At 52.7% G+C, this 19,779-nt stretch carries 16 protein-coding genes; 12 read left to right on the plus strand and 4 right to left on the minus strand.

All coding sequences use genetic code 11. The features are described 5' to 3' along the window. The first annotated feature begins 14 nt into the window (after positions 1-14). The 10 genes from KO497_RS11135 to KO497_RS11180 all read left to right on the plus strand — a co-directional run bounded on the left by KO497_RS11135 (position 15) and on the right by KO497_RS11180 (position 12,395). Positions 15-950, plus strand: coding sequence for a LysR family transcriptional regulator (locus KO497_RS11135; RefSeq protein ID WP_215944042.1), 936 nt, complete (start codon positions 15-17; stop codon positions 948-950). Positions 951-1,048: 98 nt separating this feature from the next. Further along, positions 1,049-1,552: a thiamine pyrophosphate-binding protein gene (locus tag KO497_RS11140; RefSeq protein WP_252729629.1), complete on the plus strand. Its 504-nt coding sequence runs from the start codon at positions 1,049-1,051 to the stop codon at positions 1,550-1,552. Continuing rightward, complete coding sequence (locus tag KO497_RS11145) at positions 1,549-2,157, plus strand: thiamine pyrophosphate-dependent enzyme (protein ID WP_215944043.1); 609 nt, start codon at positions 1,549-1,551, stop codon at positions 2,155-2,157. The genes KO497_RS11140 and KO497_RS11145 overlap by 4 nt, the downstream gene beginning before the upstream one ends. 7 nt (positions 2,158-2,164) lie before the next feature. After that, positions 2,165-3,688 carry a GMC family oxidoreductase gene (locus KO497_RS11150; RefSeq protein WP_215944044.1) on the plus strand — a complete coding sequence of 508 codons (1,524 nt, stop codon included), beginning with the start codon at positions 2,165-2,167 and terminating at the stop codon, positions 3,686-3,688. Then, complete coding sequence (locus KO497_RS11155) at positions 3,685-5,055, plus strand: amidohydrolase family protein (RefSeq protein ID WP_215944045.1); 1,371 nt, start codon at positions 3,685-3,687, stop codon at positions 5,053-5,055. The genes KO497_RS11150 and KO497_RS11155 overlap by 4 nt, the downstream gene beginning before the upstream one ends. Positions 5,056-5,066: 11 nt before the next feature. Then, positions 5,067-5,906, plus strand: coding sequence for an aromatic ring-hydroxylating oxygenase subunit alpha (locus KO497_RS11160; protein WP_215944046.1), 840 nt, complete (start codon positions 5,067-5,069; stop codon positions 5,904-5,906). Continuing rightward, a complete protein-coding gene (locus KO497_RS11165; RefSeq protein ID WP_215944047.1) occupies positions 5,903-9,001 on the plus strand; it encodes a molybdopterin cofactor-binding domain-containing protein in 3,099 nt (1,032 codons plus the stop codon). Before KO497_RS11160 ends, KO497_RS11165 begins: the two co-directional genes overlap by 4 nt. Beyond that, entirely contained in the window at positions 8,998-9,462 is a 465-nt protein-coding gene (locus tag KO497_RS11170; protein ID WP_215944048.1) for a (2Fe-2S)-binding protein, read from the plus strand. Before KO497_RS11165 ends, KO497_RS11170 begins: the two co-directional genes overlap by 4 nt. Continuing rightward, positions 9,459-10,967: an aldehyde dehydrogenase family protein gene (locus KO497_RS11175; RefSeq protein WP_215944049.1), complete on the plus strand. Its 1,509-nt coding sequence runs from the start codon at positions 9,459-9,461 to the stop codon at positions 10,965-10,967. The genes KO497_RS11170 and KO497_RS11175 overlap by 4 nt, the downstream gene beginning before the upstream one ends. Before the next feature lie 99 nt (positions 10,968-11,066). Further along, positions 11,067-12,395, plus strand: coding sequence for an amidohydrolase family protein (locus KO497_RS11180; RefSeq protein WP_215944050.1), 1,329 nt, complete (start codon positions 11,067-11,069; stop codon positions 12,393-12,395). Positions 12,396-12,567: 172 nt separating this feature from the next. On the opposite strand, the gene KO497_RS11185 is transcribed toward KO497_RS11180, so the two are convergent. From KO497_RS11185 to KO497_RS11200, 4 genes are all read right to left on the minus strand, one after another. After that, complete coding sequence (locus tag KO497_RS11185) at positions 12,568-13,257, minus strand: ATP-binding cassette domain-containing protein (protein ID WP_215944051.1); 690 nt, start codon at positions 13,255-13,257, stop codon at positions 12,568-12,570. After that, the gene (locus tag KO497_RS11190) at positions 13,257-14,432 is read right to left on the minus strand and encodes an FtsX-like permease family protein (RefSeq protein WP_215944052.1); all 1,176 of its coding nucleotides are present in this window, start codon (positions 14,430-14,432) and stop codon (positions 13,257-13,259) included. Before KO497_RS11190 ends, KO497_RS11185 begins: the two co-directional genes overlap by 1 nt. After that, complete coding sequence (locus KO497_RS11195; RefSeq protein ID WP_215944053.1) at positions 14,429-15,649, minus strand: HlyD family efflux transporter periplasmic adaptor subunit; 1,221 nt, start codon at positions 15,647-15,649, stop codon at positions 14,429-14,431. Before KO497_RS11195 ends, KO497_RS11190 begins: the two co-directional genes overlap by 4 nt. A gap of 463 nt (positions 15,650-16,112) precedes the next feature. After that, complete coding sequence (locus KO497_RS11200) at positions 16,113-17,132, minus strand: zinc ribbon domain-containing protein (RefSeq protein WP_354668113.1); 1,020 nt, start codon at positions 17,130-17,132, stop codon at positions 16,113-16,115. Between the two features lie 356 nt (positions 17,133-17,488). Between KO497_RS11200 and KO497_RS11205 the strand changes: the two genes are divergently transcribed. Both KO497_RS11205 and KO497_RS11210 read left to right on the plus strand, forming a co-directional pair. Further along, positions 17,489-19,204 carry an aminotransferase class V-fold PLP-dependent enzyme gene (locus tag KO497_RS11205; protein WP_215944054.1) on the plus strand — a complete coding sequence of 572 codons (1,716 nt, stop codon included), beginning with the start codon at positions 17,489-17,491 and terminating at the stop codon, positions 19,202-19,204. A gap of 41 nt (positions 19,205-19,245) precedes the next feature. Next, positions 19,246-19,746 (plus strand): L-2-amino-thiazoline-4-carboxylic acid hydrolase, encoded by a 501-nt coding sequence (locus KO497_RS11210; RefSeq protein ID WP_215944055.1) that lies wholly within the window; start codon positions 19,246-19,248, stop codon positions 19,744-19,746. Positions 19,747-19,779 lie beyond the last annotated feature (33 nt).

The raw sequence follows: 19,779 nt of genomic DNA on the forward strand, positions 1-19,779 counted from the left end.
TTTTAGGAAAGCTATTGGATTTACATCGCCTCGGTCTTGTTTCGTCTCGCGTCTACCACTTTTCTCTGGTGGCCCGCTTGGGGTCCATCCGTCAGACGGCATTGACGTTAAATGTTGCGCCGTCTTCTATTTCTCGTTCGATCAAGCAACTTGAAGAAGACCTTGGCACACCATTGTTCGACCGCACCAAGCAACGATTGCGGCTGACCTCTGCTGGGGAATTACTTGAGCACCACATCAAGCAATCAACGGGTGAAATGAACCGCGCTGTGACGGAAATCGGCGACCTGCAAGGGCTGCGCCGTGGCACTGTCACTTTAGCTGTCATTGAAAGTGCGTCGAGGGGGATTCTGACAGATGTGCTAGCCGGTTTTTGGGTGCGCCATCCAGAAATCAGTGTCGATATACAGGTTGTAGGGTCACAAAATGCGGTTGATTTGGTGCATCAAGGTGAGGCGGATCTCGCACTAGCATTCGATGTGCGCGTGCCGCGTAATGCGCGTAGGTTGACATCAATTTCTCTGCCGCTTGGAGTTTTGGTCTCCCCCGGCAGCCCGCTTACGAAGCTGCGTGGAAAGTTGAAAAGTTACGATCTTTCAGGCGAACGGGTCATCTTGTCTGACGGGTCTTTGACGCTTGGCAGTTCAGTCGAGCAAATGTTTTCTGGGGCTTTTGTTGAATTTTCACGGCGGACAAAAACCAACTCTATTGGCTTGATGATTGATCTCGCGACTCGTGGGTTAGGCACTATTTTGCAGACCAAAATGGGGGTGCAGGCCGAGATTGCGCGCGGACAACTGACGTTTATTCCTTTGTCTGATCCTGGTTTAAGTCTAAGGCGGTTGACGCTTGTGTCGCGCCCGAAAGGTGAAGTGTCTGAAGCGGCTCAGGCGCTGGCGGATGTTTTGACGTCTACTCTTGAATCGATGCGGGAAACTTCACGCGACTAGTGTTGCGCTGAGTGAAACAACTCGTTCTACAATTACCGTCTTTTGGGAACAGTTTTTTCCTGACAGGTTGATAGAAATCGAGCTATCAACCGGAGGGAATGATGAAACAAAGTGCCGTCGATGCAGTGATCCGCGGGCTGAAACGGGCTGGGGTGACGCTGGTGTGTTATCTCCCCGATAGTTTGTTCAAAGAACTTTACCCCGCACTTGATGCCGACCCAGACATTCGCACGATTCAGGTGACGAATGAGGGCGAAGGCGCTGCGATTTGCGGCGGTATATTTTTGTCAGGACAGCGCGCAGCATTGGTCATGGAAAATTCCGGCCTGCGGGCGTCAGTTGAGCCTTTGGCGCGAATGGGCCTTGGGGCTGGCATTCCGGTTGTGATGCTTATGAGCTACCGTGGCGATATGGGCGAAAACAATTGGTGGGCTGTACCACACGCCACCACAATGGAGCCGGTTCTTAAAGCGCTGCGCATTCCCTATGCGGTTGAGCGCGAAGAGGAACGCATCGAACAGGCCATCGTCGATGCCTATGAACTGGCCTATGCCTCTTACTATCACACAGCTGTGGCCCTATCTGGGAGTATCGTACGATGAAACGATTTGATTGTATGACCAAATTGGCAGCGCGCCTGTCTGATGAGTTGGTGATTTTGTCACTCGGTGCCTCCGTTGATGAATGGTACAATGCTGCGCCGCATATGCGCGAAGCGTCCCTGTTTCAACAACAGCTTGGCTGTGTGACCCCTGAAGCTTTCGGACTGGCAGCAGGTCTACCTGACCGCCAAATTGTATCGCTCGACACAGATGGTGGGCTTTTGTTTAATTTGGGTATTCTTGCGACTTTAGGCAACGAGCAGCCGAAAAACCTGTTTGTCGTTGTTTGGGATAACGAGCAATACCAATCGATTGGTGGCCCCAAAACGCATACCGCGTCGGGGCGTGTCGATCTTGCGGGGATCGCGCGCGCTTCTGGTATCGATCAGGCGTTCACCGCAACAACGGTGGAAGAATTCGACGCACATTGTGAAGCGGGCCTGAAGGCTGAGGTCCCTTATGTCGTTGTCGCCAAGGTTTCAGGCACTGTGCAGCCTGAAATCAAGCGCAAACATTCTGATGGGCGTGAAGATAAATACATCTTTGTACGCCATGTCGAGAAAACCGAAGGGATCACGATTATGGGCCCTTCCGAGCACAATTGATCAACGTATGAAAACCAGCTTTGACTATATCATCATTGGGTCTGGATCAGGGGGCTCTGCGGTTGCGCGGCGTCTTCATGATGCGGGCGCAGATGTTGCCGTGGTCGAAGCTGGGCGGTCTAGCTTTGGTATTTCCGATATCGAAGATCCGTCAAAATGGTTCGGGCTGCAAAGTGGAGTATGGGATTGGGGGCATCATTATGCCCCGACCAATCGCATCCTTGACCGCGAAATTGCGATCCCGCGGGGCAAGGCTTTGGGCGGGTCTACTGCGACCAATGCAATGATGTGGTATCGAGGTGTGCCTGCTGATTATGAACGTTGGAATGCGCGCGCGGCTGGCTGGAGTTGGCAAGATTGTTTGCCTGCGTTCAAGGCGTCTGAAAACTGGTCCGAGGGGGCAAGCGATCTACGTGGTGGCGAAGGCCCACTAAAAATCACCCGCCCAAATCCAGATCATCCGCTCACGCAAGCGATGCTTAAAAGTGGTGCTGCGATGGGACTGCCGCTGCTCGATGATCCGAATGGCCCTGAACCTTTTGGTGTGGGGTTGGCAAATTTCAATATTGATAGCGCGGGTCGGCGACATACATCGGCAGAGGCTTACCTTGCGCCGATTATGGTCTCGGATCGCGTAACTATATTGACCGAAACTCTTGCGCTTTATCTGACATTCGATGGAGATCGCACATCAGGTGTTGCGGTGAGTGGTCCAGACGGCGAGGCGCATCTCACAGCGCAATGTGGCGTGATTTTATCTGCTGGAGCACTGGAGACGCCGCGTCTTTTGATGTTGTCTGGGATTGGACCAGAGGCAGAATTGGCGCGTTTGGGCCTGCCGATCAAACTTAAAGCCGCTGCCATTGGACAGAACCTTCAAGACCACCCTTTGTTGCGCGCATTGAACTTTCGTGCCTCAGCGCCGCTCGGCGAAATGGTGGGCAACGGCGGAGGGACATTGACGATATGGAAATCTGATGACGCGCTTGCCCAAGCCGATCTTTTGGCGTTTCCTGTACAAGGGCGGTCTGCGACGCCAGCGCTTTGGGATCAGTATAATTTGGATGGGGACGACATTTTTGCCATTGGGCTTGGTGTGATGCAGTCGCATTCTAAGGGCCGGATACGCCTGAACGCTGCGTCTCCCACTGCGCCGTTAGACATTCAACCCAATTTACTTGGTGATCCGCGTGATTTGGCGGCCCTCGTCAGTGGCATTGAGTTTCTTATGGATATGGTAGCCTCAACGGGGTTTGCACCCTTTTTCAAAGACCATGTCGCGCCACGACGATCTGATGATTTTGAGACCTTTGTGCGGCGCTCTTGTTCCACCTTTTTTCACTGTTGCGGAACAGCCCAAATGGGCTCTCATGATGATGCCCCCGTTTCCCCTCGGTTGGGCGTCAAAGGCGTTCGCGGTCTCTGGGTCGCGGACGCTTCTGTCATTCCCGAAATCCCTGCGTGCCATACCCACGCGCCTGTCACGATGATCGGTGAACGTGCCGCAACATTTATATTGGAGGACGCATGAGCGACCTAATTTTGACTGCCGATGCCATCGTAACAATGAATGCAACGCGCGAAACGCTGACAGATGCGGCGATTTTCGTGAAAGGCGATGAGATTGCCGCCATTGGCCCACAGACCGAAGTGATTGCCGCCAACCCGAACGTATCTGTCAAAAATCTGGGCAAAGCTGTTTTGATGCCAGGATTGATCAACGCGCATGCGCATTCAGGATTCCTGCGCGGCACAGCTGAACATTTACCTGTCTGGGATTGGCTGGCGCAGCATATCAACCCCATGCACCGTGTCCTTTTGCCCGAAGAAGCCGAGGCGGCGAGTTACCTTGCTTACGCCGAAAGCCTGTTGGGCGGCACGACAACAATCGTCGACATGTGGCGTCATATGGATGGATCTGCACGCGCCTGCGAAGTTCTTGGTAATCGTTTGATTGCAGTGCCTTATGTTGGGGAACATCCTGATTACAACTATTTCGACACGCTTGATATGAACGAAGGATTGATTGAGCGCTGGAATGGCAAAGCGCAGGGGCGTGTGAATGTTTGGGTCGGTTTAGAACATCTTTTCTACGCCGATGAGCCCGCCCAACAGCGCGCCATTGATATGTCGAAAAAATACAACGTTCCGTTTCATACGCATTGCTCGGAAGCTGAAATCGAACTGGCGGAATACCAAACACGTTACGGAAAAAAACCGATGGAGGTGTTCCGCGATCTCGGTTTTTTTGAGACCCCCTTGGCGATGTTCGCTCATGCGGTTTGGTTCTCGCAAGACGAGATAGAAATGGTTGCCGATTACAACGTCTCCGTGGCGCATAACCCCGTATCGAATATGAAATTGGCCTCAGGGATTGCGCCCATCAAAGAAATGCTTGCCGCTGGTATCCCCGTTGGCATTGGTACTGATGGCGAAAAAGAAAATAACAACTTTGACATGTTTGAAGAGATGAAAACAGCATCTCTCAAAGGTAAGCTGCGTGAACTGGATGCAGCTGCGATGGACAGTTGGTCTGTGTTGGAAATGGCGACCTGTTTAGGGGCCAAGGCCGTGGGGCTAGATAAGGTCACGGGGTCTTTAGAAGTGGGTAAAAAAGCGGACATCATTGCCGTAGATGGTCGATCACCACGCATGACGCCATTTTTCCCAGACGGGCGTTGGTTTAATTTGCAACACAATCTTGTCCATGCAGTCAAAGGCGGCGATGTCAAAATGACGATGGTCAACGGTGAGGTCTGTGTCGATGAGGGACGCCTTGTTTCTGGCGATATGTCTGAAATTATTGATCGTGTTTCCCGTCTGGCACCAGGTCATTTCCAGCGTCGCCAAACTTGGTTGGATGCCAATGGTGGCGGGACGACGCAATGGACGGACTAAAGGAGAAAAAGATGGCAGGCACCCAAGATCCCGTGGCGCTTAATGACTGGTATGCTGTTGCGACTGCGACAGATTTGGATCATGCAGCAGACACCAAGTTGCTTGGCCACCCCATTACCGTCGGTCCGGGCCACAAGGTGGTTCACGATGGTCGAGATTTGCCAGTGCGTGAAAAGTTTGGGGTGCTTTGGACCACATTGGGCACACCGAACAAAGAGATTTTTGATATTGCAGAAAGCCAAGAGACTGGTCGCCGTTTCGTTCCATGTGGCTGGGTCAAAATGCGGGCTTCTGGATTGCGGGTCGTGGAAAACTTTCTCGACATGGCGCATTTCCCCTTTGTTCATGCGGATATTTTGGGCTCTGAGCCTCATACAGAAGTGCTGAGTTATAAATCAGAAATCCGCCATGACGTGGATGAGGTCTGGGCAACCAATTGCAAATTTTTTCAACCTCAGATGACGACGACGCGTCCGGATGGCGAATTCGCGCAGCTTACCTATCGGGTTCCGTCGCCCTTTGTTGTGATGCTTTATCGTGTGGTGCCGGACAGTGGTGGAGTTGAAGATGCCATCGCGCTGTTTATTCACCCAATAGACGAAGATGAAGTGCGCGCGATCCCTGTGATGTATCTTACGGATCAAGAGGCCAGCCACACCCAACTGTTGCGGTTTGAGCAGGTGATTTTTTTACAAGACAGGATCATCGTTGAAAACCAGCGCCCGCGGCTTTTACCACTTGAAGCGCGTGCTGAAATCCCAACGCGTGCCGACAGTTCCTCGGTCGCTTATCGGCGATGGTTGAAACAAAAGGGCTTAACATTTGGAACAACAACGCCGGAGGCGGCATGAAAATCACGCGGCCTGATAGTTTAAAAGAGGCTGCCAAGCTGATTGCGACAGGAGGCGTTGCCGTTGCGGGGGGCTCCGGTTTTCAATTGGAGTTCTCTCAAGGCCAAACACCACCCGCACAGTATGTGCCCATCGGCCATTTGATCCCCAAAGGTATTCAGGGTCTTACACTCGGTGCAGGCACGCCACTCGAAGAAATCCGGCACGCTAATATCCCGCTTTTGTCCAAGGCTTGCGCTGATGTGGCCGCGCCAAATGTTCGGCGTTTGGCCACTTTGGGGGGCAATCTCGCCTGGGGCAAAGGCTGTCTTATTCCTGCGTTGATCGCTTTGGACGCTGTTGTTGAAACGACCGAGGGCGCTATGAGCGTCTTGGAATATTTGAAAGCGCCTTTTGGGATTATTTTGTCGCTTACCGTGCGGCCGCTCGAAGATAATAAACCTAAAAGCACATGGCGAAAAGTCGGTTTGAGACAGGCTTTTACAGCATCTATTATTGCATCGGCTGGGATGATGTCGGTGAAGCATGGACAAATATCAGGCCTACGTTTGGCTGTGGGTGGCGGTGCGACACCACCGCAAAGATTGTATGATGCTGAAGCGTGGCTGTTGGGACAAACGCTAGAAGATGTTGATCTGACTGATTTACGACACCGCATGAGAGCAGAAATTTCCGCCCCTGACTGTGCCTTTCGAACGGCGAGCTACCGCAAACGTGTGGCGGCAGCGGGGCTTGTTGCGGGGCTGTTTGGCGCGCCAGATGTACCGCTGCATAAAACAACGCGCCGCCCCACAAAGATGCCCCTACCTGAGTTGACGGAATTATCGCGCAGCGCAGGACAGAAACGTTGGCAAACGCGCCCTGATATGCCCGCGAAAGTGCGTGGAAAGCTGCTCTATCTCACGGATAAACGTGAGGCGCAGATGTTGGTCGGGCGTATTCTTCGCGCAGGGCGACCTCATGCGCGCATCTTGGCGATTGATACATCAAAAGCCGAGGCTTTGTCAGGCGTAAAGGCCGTGGTGACGCATCGTGATATCAAAGGGCTGAACGGGTTCGGTATTGTGTTTCAAGACCAGCCAGCTTTATGCGCTGACAAAGTGCGCTATACTGGTGACCCTGTCGCGGCTGTCGCTGCTATCGATGAGGCCACTGCATCCAAAGCCTTGTCGCTGATCAAAGTCACCTATGAAGATTTACCTGTCGTCACAGAGGCGCGCGCCGCTTTGATGCCTGACACGCCTTTGGTCCATGAGACGGGCAATCTGGTAACTGAGGTATCTCACGGTCGTGGCGATACGGAGCTAGAGTGGACTGAAGCATGGGCGAACGTGGCGCATATCGTCGAAGAGACCTATGTAACCCCGCGCCAAATGCATGGCTTTATGGAAACCGAAGGCGGCTGGGCGGCACCTGAGGGTGCGGGCTTGTTAATCTGTGCCGGCGGACAGCATGGTGCGCGTGATCAAATGCAACTCTCGCGTATTCTGGATATGCCCACAGAAAATTTGCGCGTGATCACATCGCCCACGGGCGGGGCGTTTGGCGGCAAAGATGAATTGACGGTTCAGCCAGCGCTTGCGCTTTTGGCGCAAAAATCAGGACAAGCTGTACGGTTGCATCTGTCACGGGCCGAAAGTGTACAGGCCGGAACCAAGCGCAATCCCATGTGGATAAAGATGAAAACCGGTTGCGATGCAAAGGGGAAAGTCATCGTGCAAGACGTCGATGTGCTGTCCGAATGCGGAGCCTATGCATCCTTGTCGCCCGGTGTTTTGGAAACGGCGATGGAGCATGTGGTTGGGCCTTACGCGATCGCGCATTATCGTGCGCGTGGACGTTTGGCCTATACCAACAACGGAACTTGCGGGGCGTTTCGGGGCTTTGGTGCCAATCAGATGACCTATGCTATTGAGTGCCAAATGGACCGTCTGGCAGGGCTGTGTGGCCTCGATCCGGTTGACATGCGCCGTCGCAATCTTCGCGCGCTTGGCAGCCCTGGTGTGCTTGGTCAAGCCGTGGCGCCGACAGAGCGCTTGCCCGAAATGCTTGCCGCCGCTTCAGCTTCGCGCATGTGGCAACCATTTGCCGTCAAAGAAGATGAATGGGCCGGTGTCGGGATGGCTTTGAATTATCAAGGCAACGGATTGGGGACTATTCCAGAAGACGAAGCTGATTTCGGGCTCGCGCTTAAGGATGGAAAAATCCAAGCCTTGTGCGGTTTGGATGAAATGGGGCAGGGGCTTATTGCCTCCTTACATGCCGCTGTTTCAGATAAGTTGGGCTGTGATCGCGCAGATATTTACGCTGTGATTGGCGATACAAAGCACGCCCCCGACAGCGGATCCACAACTGCGGCTCGCGGTGGTTATGTGGTTTGGCGTGGTGTCGAAGAAACGGCTCCAGCGTTTCAAGCGGCTCTTTTGGGGCGGGCTGCACAGATATTGAACTGCGCCAGCGACACACTTGCAATCGTGCCTGGCGGGATCACAAAATTTGGTTTGAATACGCAGACACCTTGTTTGACATTCGCCGACTTAGGAGATGTCGCGCCGGTTCAAGCACATTACCTTTTCCCAAAGACGAACTACACCAAAGGCAATGCGCGTTTCATTTTTGCATTTGGGGCAACTTTGGCACGCATTGCTGTGAACCGAATAACAGGCATGGTGCGTGTCGTTGACTTTGAAATGCATACGGCGGCTGGCCCCGTGATGGATATGGCATCCTATCTGGGGCAAATGGAGGGCGGTCTGGTGCAAGCCCTTGGTGCAACCTTGACGGAAGATATGCCCTATCATGCGGGGCATCCTGTTGCGCGAAATTTCGATAGCTACATGATGCCGAACGTCAAGGATGCACCTGAACATATACGTGTAACGGCGCATGAAAGTCTTGATCCTGAAGACCCGTTCGGGCCGCGTGGAGCGGGGGAACTTGGGGTTGGTGCCGTGGCGCCCGCGATTGCCAATGCCGTTGCTGACGCAATTGGGTTTTGGCCTGCTATAACGCCGATTTCGCCCGAGACAATTCTTACGGTGATGGACAGCTTTACGGAGATGGACAACCTTACGACGATGGAAGGGCGGGCATGATACAGTTTAAGCTTAACGGCGTGCCGGCACAGATTGCCGCTGATGCAATGCTCGTGACGTACTTGCGCGAAGATATCGGAGCGACGGCTACGAAAATCGGCTGTGACATCGGACGTTGCGGCGCTTGTACGGTACTGCGTGACGGCGCACCGATCAATGCTTGTCTCGTGATGGGCTGGCAAATTGAGCACGCAGAGATCACCACGATCACCGGACTTGAAACGCAACCTGCTGGCAGGGTGTTGATTAAAGCGATGGAGATCGAGAATGGGTTTCAATGCGGGTATTGCGCACCCGGAGTAATGATGAGCCTCACGGGGCTTTTGTCTGTTGAAAGCCTTCCAGACGACGCGATGATCGAAGAGGCGCTTGAAGGCAATATTTGCCGCTGTACAGGCTACCATTCCATTTTGCGCGGGGCGCGTTTGGCACGAGATATGATGAAGGACACGAGACGATGACATTCACTGTAAAACCCTGCGCGCCTAAAACTGTCGGAGCTAAAGCTTTGCTGTCTCGGCCTGTTCAACCGGTTTGGATTGGGGGCGAATGGCATGTTTTGTCTGAGACCTTTGACAGTCACGATCCCGCCACAGGAAAGCTACTGACGCGCTTGTCTCGTGCGGGTCAGGCTGAAGCTGATCAAGCTGTTGAGGCGGCCAATACTGCGCTGATTGGCGCAGATTGGGCGGGGATGTTACCGGCCATGCGTCAGGCGCTTTTGTGGAAAATCGCTGATCTGATCGAAGCCCATGCAGATGAATTGGCCGAACTTGAATGTCTGGACCAAGGCAAAACATATGCCACAGCCCGATTTGGCGAACTGAATGGCGCGATCGCGCAGTTTCGCTATTACGCAGGCTATGCGACCAAATTATCGGGTCAGACCATCACGCCGTCCATCGGATATGCGCCAGCAGGCAAACAGGTTATGGCCTACACGCGGCGCGAACCCGTGGGGGTGGTCGCGGCGATTGTACCGTGGAATTCGCCTTTATTGATGGCCGCGATGAAGCTTGCCCCCGCGCTGTGTGCGGGGTGTACAGTAATTTTGAAACCCGCCGAAGAGACTTCTCTCACGGCGGTGCGTTTGTGCGAATTGATCGAACAAGCTGGGGTGCCCGTTGGCGTGGTGAACCTTTTGACGGGGCTTGGGCATGAGGTGGGAGAAGCGCTGGCTGTCCACCCCGATGTGGCCAAGGTCGCCTTTACTGGATCGACAGACATCGGGCGTCGTTTGTTAGGATCCGCACAGGGCAATTTGAAAAAACTAACGCTTGAACTTGGTGGGAAATCTCCGGCTATTGTCATGAATGATGCCGACCTTGATCTGGCTGTGTCGGGGGTTGCACGCGGTATTTTTGCCAATTCGGGACAGGTCTGCGTGGCCGCCTCGCGTATCTATGTTCAACGAGGGATTTATGATCGCTTTGCCGAAAAATTTGCGGTATCTGCGCAGTCAATGCGACTTGGGCACGGGCTTGATCCTGACAGTGACCTTGGGCCTTTGATCAACGCAGGCCATGCCAAACATGTGGCTGAGATTGTTGACGCCGGTCGCACTTCTGGCGCCGAAGTTTTAGCGGGCGGGGCGATCAATGCGGATTATCCGGCTTTCTACCACCCAACTGTGTTAACGAATGTTCGCCCTGAGATGTCCGTGATGCGCGAAGAGGTTTTTGGCCCTGTGGCCACGCTTACTGCGTTTGATGAAGCAGATGAGGTGGTCGCCATGGCAAATGACACACAATACGGTTTGGCTGCCTCGGTGTGGACACAAGACCTGTCGAGGGCGCATCGTTTAAGTGCTCAAGTGCGCGCAGGGACGGTTTGGGTGAATTGCCACAGTTACTTTTCGCCAGAGCTGCCAAAAGGTGGCATGAAGGCGTCTGGCTGGGGTGTTGAGAATGGCGCCTTGGGGCTGGACAACTATCTGGAAAATAAGACTGTTTGTATGCTTGTTTAAGCCATTTCTGGGCGCGACTATGCAATATGAAATGTCGGGCCCAAGATGGGGTGGGATCTTACCGTAAAAGCTTCGTATTAATCTGAAAGGGCTAAGACATTGACTGTCGATATTGCAATTATTAATGGCACAGTGATGCCAATGGGTGGCGCTGACGTCATCGAGCGCGGCACGGTTACCATCAAAGGAACCAAGATCGCCCAAGTCGGTGCGGCAGATGCAATTGATATATCCGGCGCAATCAAAGTGATTGACGCCAACAATTGTGTGATCATGCCCGGCTTTTGCAACAGTCACACTCATATCGCGTCCAACATGTTGCTGCGTGGGCTATTGGAAGATGTGCGCCTGTTCGAATGGCTAAGTACCATGTGGACCTTGAAGCAAAATTTTGATCCAGATACGCTCTATTGGGCCAGCATGAATGGTCTTGTAGAAATGGTGAAATCGGGCATCACCTCATTCAACGAACATTTCGACGCCTATGCCGTGGAGCCACAGATTGAAGCGCTCAAAGTGATCCCGCTGCGGGCGACTTTGGGGTACGGGTTTGCGGATCGTGGCATCTATAAATCAATAACCGACTGGTCGTGGAAAACGCTGCACGGCTACGGCGATCTTGTGGCCCAACATCATCATAGCAATGGCGGCCTTTTACAGATTGGGCTCTCGCCTCATGCGACCTATTCCTGTGGTCCTGAAATGTATCATCTGGTGCGCGAAGTGGCCGATGCGCATGGGGTTCCGATCCATACTCACCTTGCCGAAGGGCCGCAAGAAAACGCTTATGTCCAAGAGACCTATGGCACGTCGCCAGTGCGTTGGTTACATTCTTTAGGCTTTTTGAAATCCGATGTGACGGCGGCGCATTGCACCCAACTGGACGATGAAGACGCACGTATTTTAGCAGAAACCGGCACTAAGATCGCCCATTGTCCTGTCTGCAATGCCAAGCTGTCTTCGGGCACGCTGCATTTGAAATGTGTACAACATCACGGCGTAACGGTGGGCTTGGCGACCGATGGTCCGGCCAGTCACAATTCGCTCGATATGTTCCAAGAAATGAAATTCGCCAGCATCATTCACAAAGATAAAACCGGTGACGCAGAGTTTTTGCCGACGCAGCAAGTGTTAGAAATGGCAACGGCTGAAGGGGCAAAGGCGATGAATAGACCTGAAACGGGTCAGTTGACGCAGGGGATGGCGGCGGATGTGATTGTGGTTAATATGGACACAGCACACACGATGCCCGTCTACGACCCCGTCGCGACACTGGTCTATTCCAGTCGCGCAGATGATGTGGTGCATACGATTGTTGCGGGGCGTGTTCTTATGGAAAACCGAGTGGTTATAGGCATTGATGAAGCAGAAGTTCGTGCGAACTTTCGTGCTAAGGCGCATGCGCTTCGGACGCGAAGCCTTGGGTGAGCAAAGGCTTACGATAGGCCCTTTTAATCTCGTCCATTGTAACTGTTTTGGGTATGTCGAAAGATGCGTGGGGATCGTTTGCCAACTGTTGCGCCACATCCTGTTCACGAACAATGATTGAATAAATTAATTGCAACGCGTTAGCCTCAAATGGCACATAGAGTACGGGGTGTCATTGTCGCTGGTCAGAGACGATATGCCCGTCTTCCAATGTGATGATCCTGTCCGCCATCTCAAGAATACGGGGGGCATGGGTGACCATTACGGTTGTCGTGCCACGGGCCTTGCCAAGCGATTTCAACATTTGAACAACCTTATGCCCGGACTCTTTGTCCAGTGCAGCGGTTGGTTCATCGGCCAGAATAATCTCCGGATTCGATACCAGCGCACGCGCCACCGCCACCCTTTGCTTTTGTCCGCCAGACAAATTACTTGGTAAATAGTCGCGTCGGTCTGCAAGTCCGAGCAAGTTAAGAATGTGGTGCGCGGCGTCGCGTTGTTTCTGTGGGTTGCCGCCGCCATGTACCTGAAGCCCCATCAATACGTTCTGAGTGGACGTCAGGCTTTCATGCAAATTATGCGCCTGAAAGATAAACCCAAGACGGCGGCGCAAGCCTACTAACAAGTCCTCATCCGCATTGTTCAATTCATGGCCAAGAACGCTCACGCTGCCATCACTTACCTCTCGTAGGCAACCGATCAGCGTCAGCAGTGTCGTTTTACCTGACCCGGATGGCCCCATCAGGATGGTCAGGCTGCCACGTTCGATTTCAAGATTGACGTCAAAGATTGCCTGCTTGCGGGCGTCGCCTTTTCCGAAAAAGTGGTTCAATCCCCGCGTTGTGATAGATGCATTTCCCATCAGAACAAATCCGCCGGATCAGCATTGGCCAGCCTACGTGTGGCAATGGCGCCAGATAAGCTGCACGCCATGAGGGTCCCAAAGAACACAAGAAGCGCGCGGCCAGCGTTCATTTCAACAGGCAAGCCGGTGAAGGATACCAGCCCTGCGTATAATCCGAGTGAAACCAAGATCCCAGGAATAAACCCGAATAAGGCGAGGATAATGGCTTCCTCAAACACGATACCTAAAAAGAAGGATTGCCCGTACCCCATAGCCTTGAAGGTTGCATATTCGCGCAAGTGGTCGGCGACATCCGTGGATAGCACCTGATAAACAATGACCAGTCCCACAAGAAGGCCCATAAAGACGCCGAAGCCAAAAATGACTCCAGTGGGTCTTTCGGTCGCCATATAGGCCAGATCATTGGCAGCGGACCCAGACTTGGTTTGAATGCGCAAGTTGCCACTTGGTAACGTATTCATCAGACGCGCAACCACAGCATCGTTGGAAACACCGTCAGCGATGCGGATCAAAATGTGGTTTGGCGCGCCACTGGAACGGCCTGGAAACACACGCATAAAACTTTGATCGGACATAATCATCATCCCATCCGCCAGAAAGCCGACGCCTACATCCATTGTGCCAATCGCGGTGAGAGTGTTGCCTCCAGTTTCAAAGCGAAACTGCCCGCCGTCTATCAGCTCTGCAATAACGTCTTTTGGCATTCCGCGTGTGCCTTCGTCCAGCAACACTGTATTCTCTAGAGACAGTTTTTCGAGGGACGTCGCGATGGCAGGGGTTGCAAAAAGTGGTTTAGCCACATCCATACCAAAACTAAGGAGTGACACCGACGACCCGTCTTCAAGTGTGAATGGAAGATTTCCAATAAACAGCGCAGAAGCATCAGAAACGCCTGCAACGCCAAGCGCCTGAAACATGCGCGCACGCGGGATATGCCCGCCATCCGTCAATGTGTTCCCGTCTTGTGATGATAGGATGATGTCGGCGTCAAGTATGTCGTAAGGTGCCACCGTAGAGTTGTTTAATGCGCCCATAATCCCAAGCTGCATAAACACAAGAAGATTGGCAAATGCCACCCCTGCGACAGCCGCAAAAAAACGTCCGCGACTGTGCGTCAGTTGCAGCCAGCCAATCGGCAGGCGGCCAAATAATATTGTAAGCAGATGGCTCATGGTGTGCGGCCAGCGTCGATCCGTACGATAGTTTCAAGATTGGTGAACGGAGCTGCAGTGGGCGAAGATGCCGCGTCAAGTGTCACGATCACATCAACCACGCGGGCGTCTGTGTTGGCAGCCGGATCGTCAGACGTGATTGACTGGCGCCCGATTTTCAACCCGACGGCGGTGACGGTTCCTGTCAAAACATGCTCTAGGGCATCCGCGCTAACGATCACAGGATCACCGATGGTGACGCGCCCTATCATGGTTTGATAAACCTCGGCCTCGACTGTCATTTGCGATGTATCACCCAGATCAATGATCCCCGTTGTTCCAGCGCGCTCGCCTGCGCGTACATTTACATCAAGAACCTTGCCACGCTCAGGGGCGCGTACATAGGCGCTGTCCAAATCCTGTTCGGCGCTTGCAAGTGTGGCGCGGGCGGCATCCAGATTGGCCTCAGCGACTGCAATATCCGCCTGCACCGTTTCCGACCCTGCCGAATAGCGCGATAAAGTGGCTTGTGCGCGTTCTACGTCGCGCGCGGATTGTGTAGCAGCGGCAATGGTTTGATCCAAATTCGCGCGGGTGCTCACGCCGCGTTCAAACAAAGTGGTGATACGGTCCAGTTCCGATTGGGCTACACCTGCCGCCACCTGCGCGCGTTCAAGTGAGGCTTGCGCCTCGGCGCGGCTTGCGGCGTTGGACGCACGCGTCTGGGTCAGATTAGCTTCGCGCACACGCAAACCTGCGCGCGCTGAAGTCACCGCACTTTGAAGTTGAGGCAAATTGTCCAGAACGGCAAGGATTTCGCCCTGTTCGACATCATCACCCACAGACACCCGCAATTCTGCGATCCGTGCGTCGCCCGCGCCAGAAGGTGTTGCAACGCTGATCACATCCCCGCGTGGGACAATTCGACCCAAGGCCACCACATCTCCTTCGCTGACCACGGCGATTTGTTCTTGCGTTTTGACTTGCGAGATAGCAATCGCGATGGGCGTATCGGTGCCCGCTCCCGGCTCCAATCCTGTCGCATTGAAAAACACCCTTAATCCAGGCGGTTGGAAATACATACCGATGACGGCACCCGAGAACAGAGTGGCCAACAGCAAAGGGATCAGGAGTAGCCATGACTTTCCAGCGACTTTCTCTGCATTTGCAGGGTCAGCTTTAATTAAACCTGTGTCTTCTAAAGGTAGGTCGGCAACAGTGTTTTGATCTTTGGACATTGTTGGGCTTCATTTCTCTTTTTCAGGTCGCGGCATTTGTCTTTTCCAATATCTACTGTGAGGCGGTTCGTGTCATTCAACACATTTTTGGCATTTTGGGCCTTGCGATGGATCAAAGCGGATTGCGCAACTCAAATAATCATTTTTAAAGTTCCGAAACGCATTTCAGCCGCCTATGATCTTATGACGATTGGCATTGATGTAGAAATATATTTTTGCTACCCCCAGTCACCGTGGCTCAAACGAGATCACAAACAGATTACTGAGATAATGCTTTCAGCGTGGAACTGGCCTATCTGTCCATTTTCCAGCCAAGTTCAATGCAATTGCACGACAGCTTAACGGGCGTCTTCGAAAAACCTTACAATATCAAACACCAACAGCAAAGATAGCACAGCGTGCAGAATCGACCGGTTGAGATCATCGCCGAAAATTACCTAACTTTGAGCGATTATGCGTTTTATCATTCAATCCGATTTTCACTCAGGCTTGTGAGATAGTGTCCATATCGAGCTCCGGCAACCATAAATACTATACTTTGCACAACCTCCTGTTCACAGGAGGTTTGTTGTTCAGTCTGTCCTTCAGCCCCAAGGCTCAAGGCCAAAATGCTTGCCAGAGCGCCGTGAAGCTCCAATTGCGGGTGCATGCGCTTGCCGCCAGTGGGCCGTGGTGTCACCGTGATTTTGTCAATCAAGCCACGGATCTCATCACGGGCCTCGTTCTCACTGTTTGGGTCTCCAAGCTGCGTGATAAGGGACTTGATGCGCGCATGATAAGTGTGCGCCATCTGCGGATGGATGCGCAGATTAGAAGTCGGGACAGGGGGGCTGGCAAGGTCATGTTCCAACTGTTGTTGGCGCGCTTCAAGTTGGCTCATGCGGTCATTAATCCGCGCTGCTGGGGTTCCTGCCAGAAGGGCGTTGACCAGAACATCCTGATCTTTGATCACTTTGGTCAGTTCTTTTTGCTTTGAGGCGCGGTCATCTGTTTTGTGCGCAGAGAGGCGATTGCGCTCAGCGATGTATTCCTTGGCAAAGATGGCGACCAAGTCGGGCTCCATCAGATTGTCTGAGAGGAGATCAAGAATTTGACGTTCCATATCTTTGCGTGCGACCGTCGTGCGGTTTGTGCAGACTGAGGTGCCTTTGTTGCGCGAGGCACTGCAGCCAAACCTGTCCTTGGCGATGGTCGAAAACCCACCGCCGCAGCAGCCGCATTTGATAAGTCCTGTAAACAGAAAACGTGGTTTGCGCCGTTGCCACGCTTTGCTGTCACTTTGTTTAATTGCCTGACTCTTTTGACGCGCCTTTACGGCCTCCCAAAGATCTTGTGGCACGATCCGCAGGTCTGGAACCTGCGCGATACACAATTCGGACTTCGCTTTTGGCCGAGACTGCCGTTTGCCGTTGCACTGCCGGTAATAGACGGGCGGGGCCGCTACTTGGATAACATCTTCATCGAACGGCTGTGACAGGTTCACTTTGAATCGTCCTGCACATGGGCATAATGGCGTGTTACGGCAAGATGCGGCAAGCCGTGACGTGACAACTCTTAACGTCAAGTTGCCTTGTAGACTTGGCCTCAATATTCATATTTTTTGCAGCGCACCGTAGAAAATTTTTCTCCAAAGACCCTGAATTCAACGCCGTGTCTGCTTGTCAACAACTTGCGCAGAGTGACAGTAGATATATTTTGCTAATTTAAAAAGTAAAGTAGATTCAAATTGCTTATATTATGGATTTTGAGGCATGATTGACGAAATAGACCTGCATTTATCGGTGCCACAATGCGCCACGAATGCAGCCGTCACGAACGATTTCGTAAGGAAAATAAACGATGGCCTCAACCGAAACTGCTTCACCCCATTCCAGCACAAAGGCCTTGATCGCTCAAATACGCGCCGGTGTAATTGGAGAGGGGCGCATCATCCCCGGACCTTATGGGCCACGCCCTTTGATCTATGCTGACTTCATTGCATCAGGCCGGTCGCTGGATCTGATTGAGACATCCATCAGAGACAATGTGCTGCCAACTTATGGTAATACCCACACGGAAACATCCTACACAGGGCGTCGCACCACGACGTTGCGTGAAGAAGCGAGGCAGATTATTGCCGATGCGGTTGGCGCGACAAAAGCCCACGCGGTTGTTTTTACGGGAAACGGGGCCACGGCCGCATTTGACCGTTTGGTACGAGGCATGGAAATCGAACAAAAGGTGCGCGCGGGCGATCCGCCTGTTGTTTTCCTAGGCCCCTATGAACATCATTCCAACGATCTGCCTTGGCGTGACTCTGGTGCGATTGTAGAGCGTATTTCGTTGAATGCTGCAGGGCACATAGATCTTGATCATTTGGCTGATCGTCTGAACGCGCATCAACTGGCCACATTCAAAATAGGGGCTTTTTCTGCCGCCTCCAATGTGACTGGGGTACGCACTGACCTTAAAGCCATCTCAAAACTGTTACATCAGAATAACGCGGTCTTCATCTGCGATTTTGCCGCGGCAGCGCCCTATGTTGACATGCAGCTATCCCTTGATCCGCTTGACCCATTGGCGCGGATAGACGCCATTGTTTATTCGTCGCATAAATTCATCGGCGGACCTGGGGCTTCAGGGGTTCTTATCGCGGATAAGAGGCTTTTCACCTCGGATCGCCCCAGTGTCACAGGGGGAGGGACGGTCAGCTATGTCACGGCCGATCATCATACCTATGTAAGAGATATTGAGCGGCGCGAAGAAGCTGGTACACCCGGTATCGTTGGTGACATCCGTGCGGGGGCTGTCATGGCGCTTAAGGAAACCGTCGGATCCGCCACGATTGAAGCGCATGAAAATGCGATCATTATGACCGCTTTGAATCGATTGTCTGATGTCGACGGTATCGATATTTTGGGCCCCAAAGATGCGGATCGCATTGGCGTGATGTCCTTTAATATCTCATGCGAGGGCCAGCAGCTTCATTACGGATTTGTTGTGGCTTTGCTCAATGATCTTTTTGGTATTCAGGCGCGTGGCGGCTGTTCTTGCGCCGGACCTTATGCGCATGAGCTGTTGCATATTTCAAATACATCTGCCGCCAGTTTCGAAAATATCGTGTCGCACGGACAGAGCATCATGCGACCAGGATGGGTGCGGCTTGGCTTTAACTATTTTTTTGATGATGAGACCGTAGATTACATCATCTCAGCGATTTTATTCATATCTGAAAATGGGTTACGCTTTTTATCCGACTATACTGTGGATGTATCACAAGGGGTGTGGCGTCACAAACACGCTGTCTTAGATATGCCCCCTTCAATCAAAGATTTCTGGACGCATAAAATTGAGGCGCAGACGTTAGAATTCCAGCGATTGAGCACTTTTCTCACGGTGGCCGCAGAACTCGCTGCGACACGTGACGTGCCGATCATGAAGCAGAATGCCATATTCGATCTCGAGTGTGAGGCATTGCGCGATTTTTGGATGCCGCACGACGTGATGCAGCCCCCAAAAATAAACCCTGATACATCGTTGAAGCATGTCGACCCAAGCCCAAATGAACGGGTTTAAGAGACGTCCTCAACTCAATTGACACTATATAGGAGACCACAGTGACTGACACACCGGAAATAACGCTTGAACAACTCTCTGGCGCTTACGCGATGCGCGCCAAATTCTATATGCACATGTTCGATGTGCTGCGAGATGAACTTGGTGCAGATAAGACCATCGCACTGATGGGGGAGGCCACCTATCGACTGGGAGCGGAAATGGGTGAAAAATTAAAACCACACGGTCCCGCCAATATCGAGGCATTAACCGAACAGTTTCTTAAAGGCATTCCGTGCCGTGACCATCTTTTTGCGCCCGAGGTTCTTAAATGTGACAGTGACAGTATGGAAATTCAATTTCATCGCTGCCCTCTCAAAGACAATTGGGAAGCTGCGGGCCGCGCGGGAGAAGACCTTGAGATGCTCTGCCGTGCGGCAGGCGCCATTGATACGGGCATGTTCACGGCCGCTGGGTTCACCTTTAAGGGCGAGACGTGGAAACCAGGCCGCGAGGGCTGTTGCCACCTGATTGTAGAACCGGGCCCTGCCTCAGCAACATAGTGCAACCAATAGTAAAACATAGCACGTTCAAAA

Origin of the sequence: Pacificibacter marinus (assembly GCF_018860665.1) — a bacterium.
In the GTDB taxonomy this organism is placed as follows: domain Bacteria; phylum Pseudomonadota; class Alphaproteobacteria; order Rhodobacterales; family Rhodobacteraceae; genus Celeribacter; species Celeribacter marinus_A.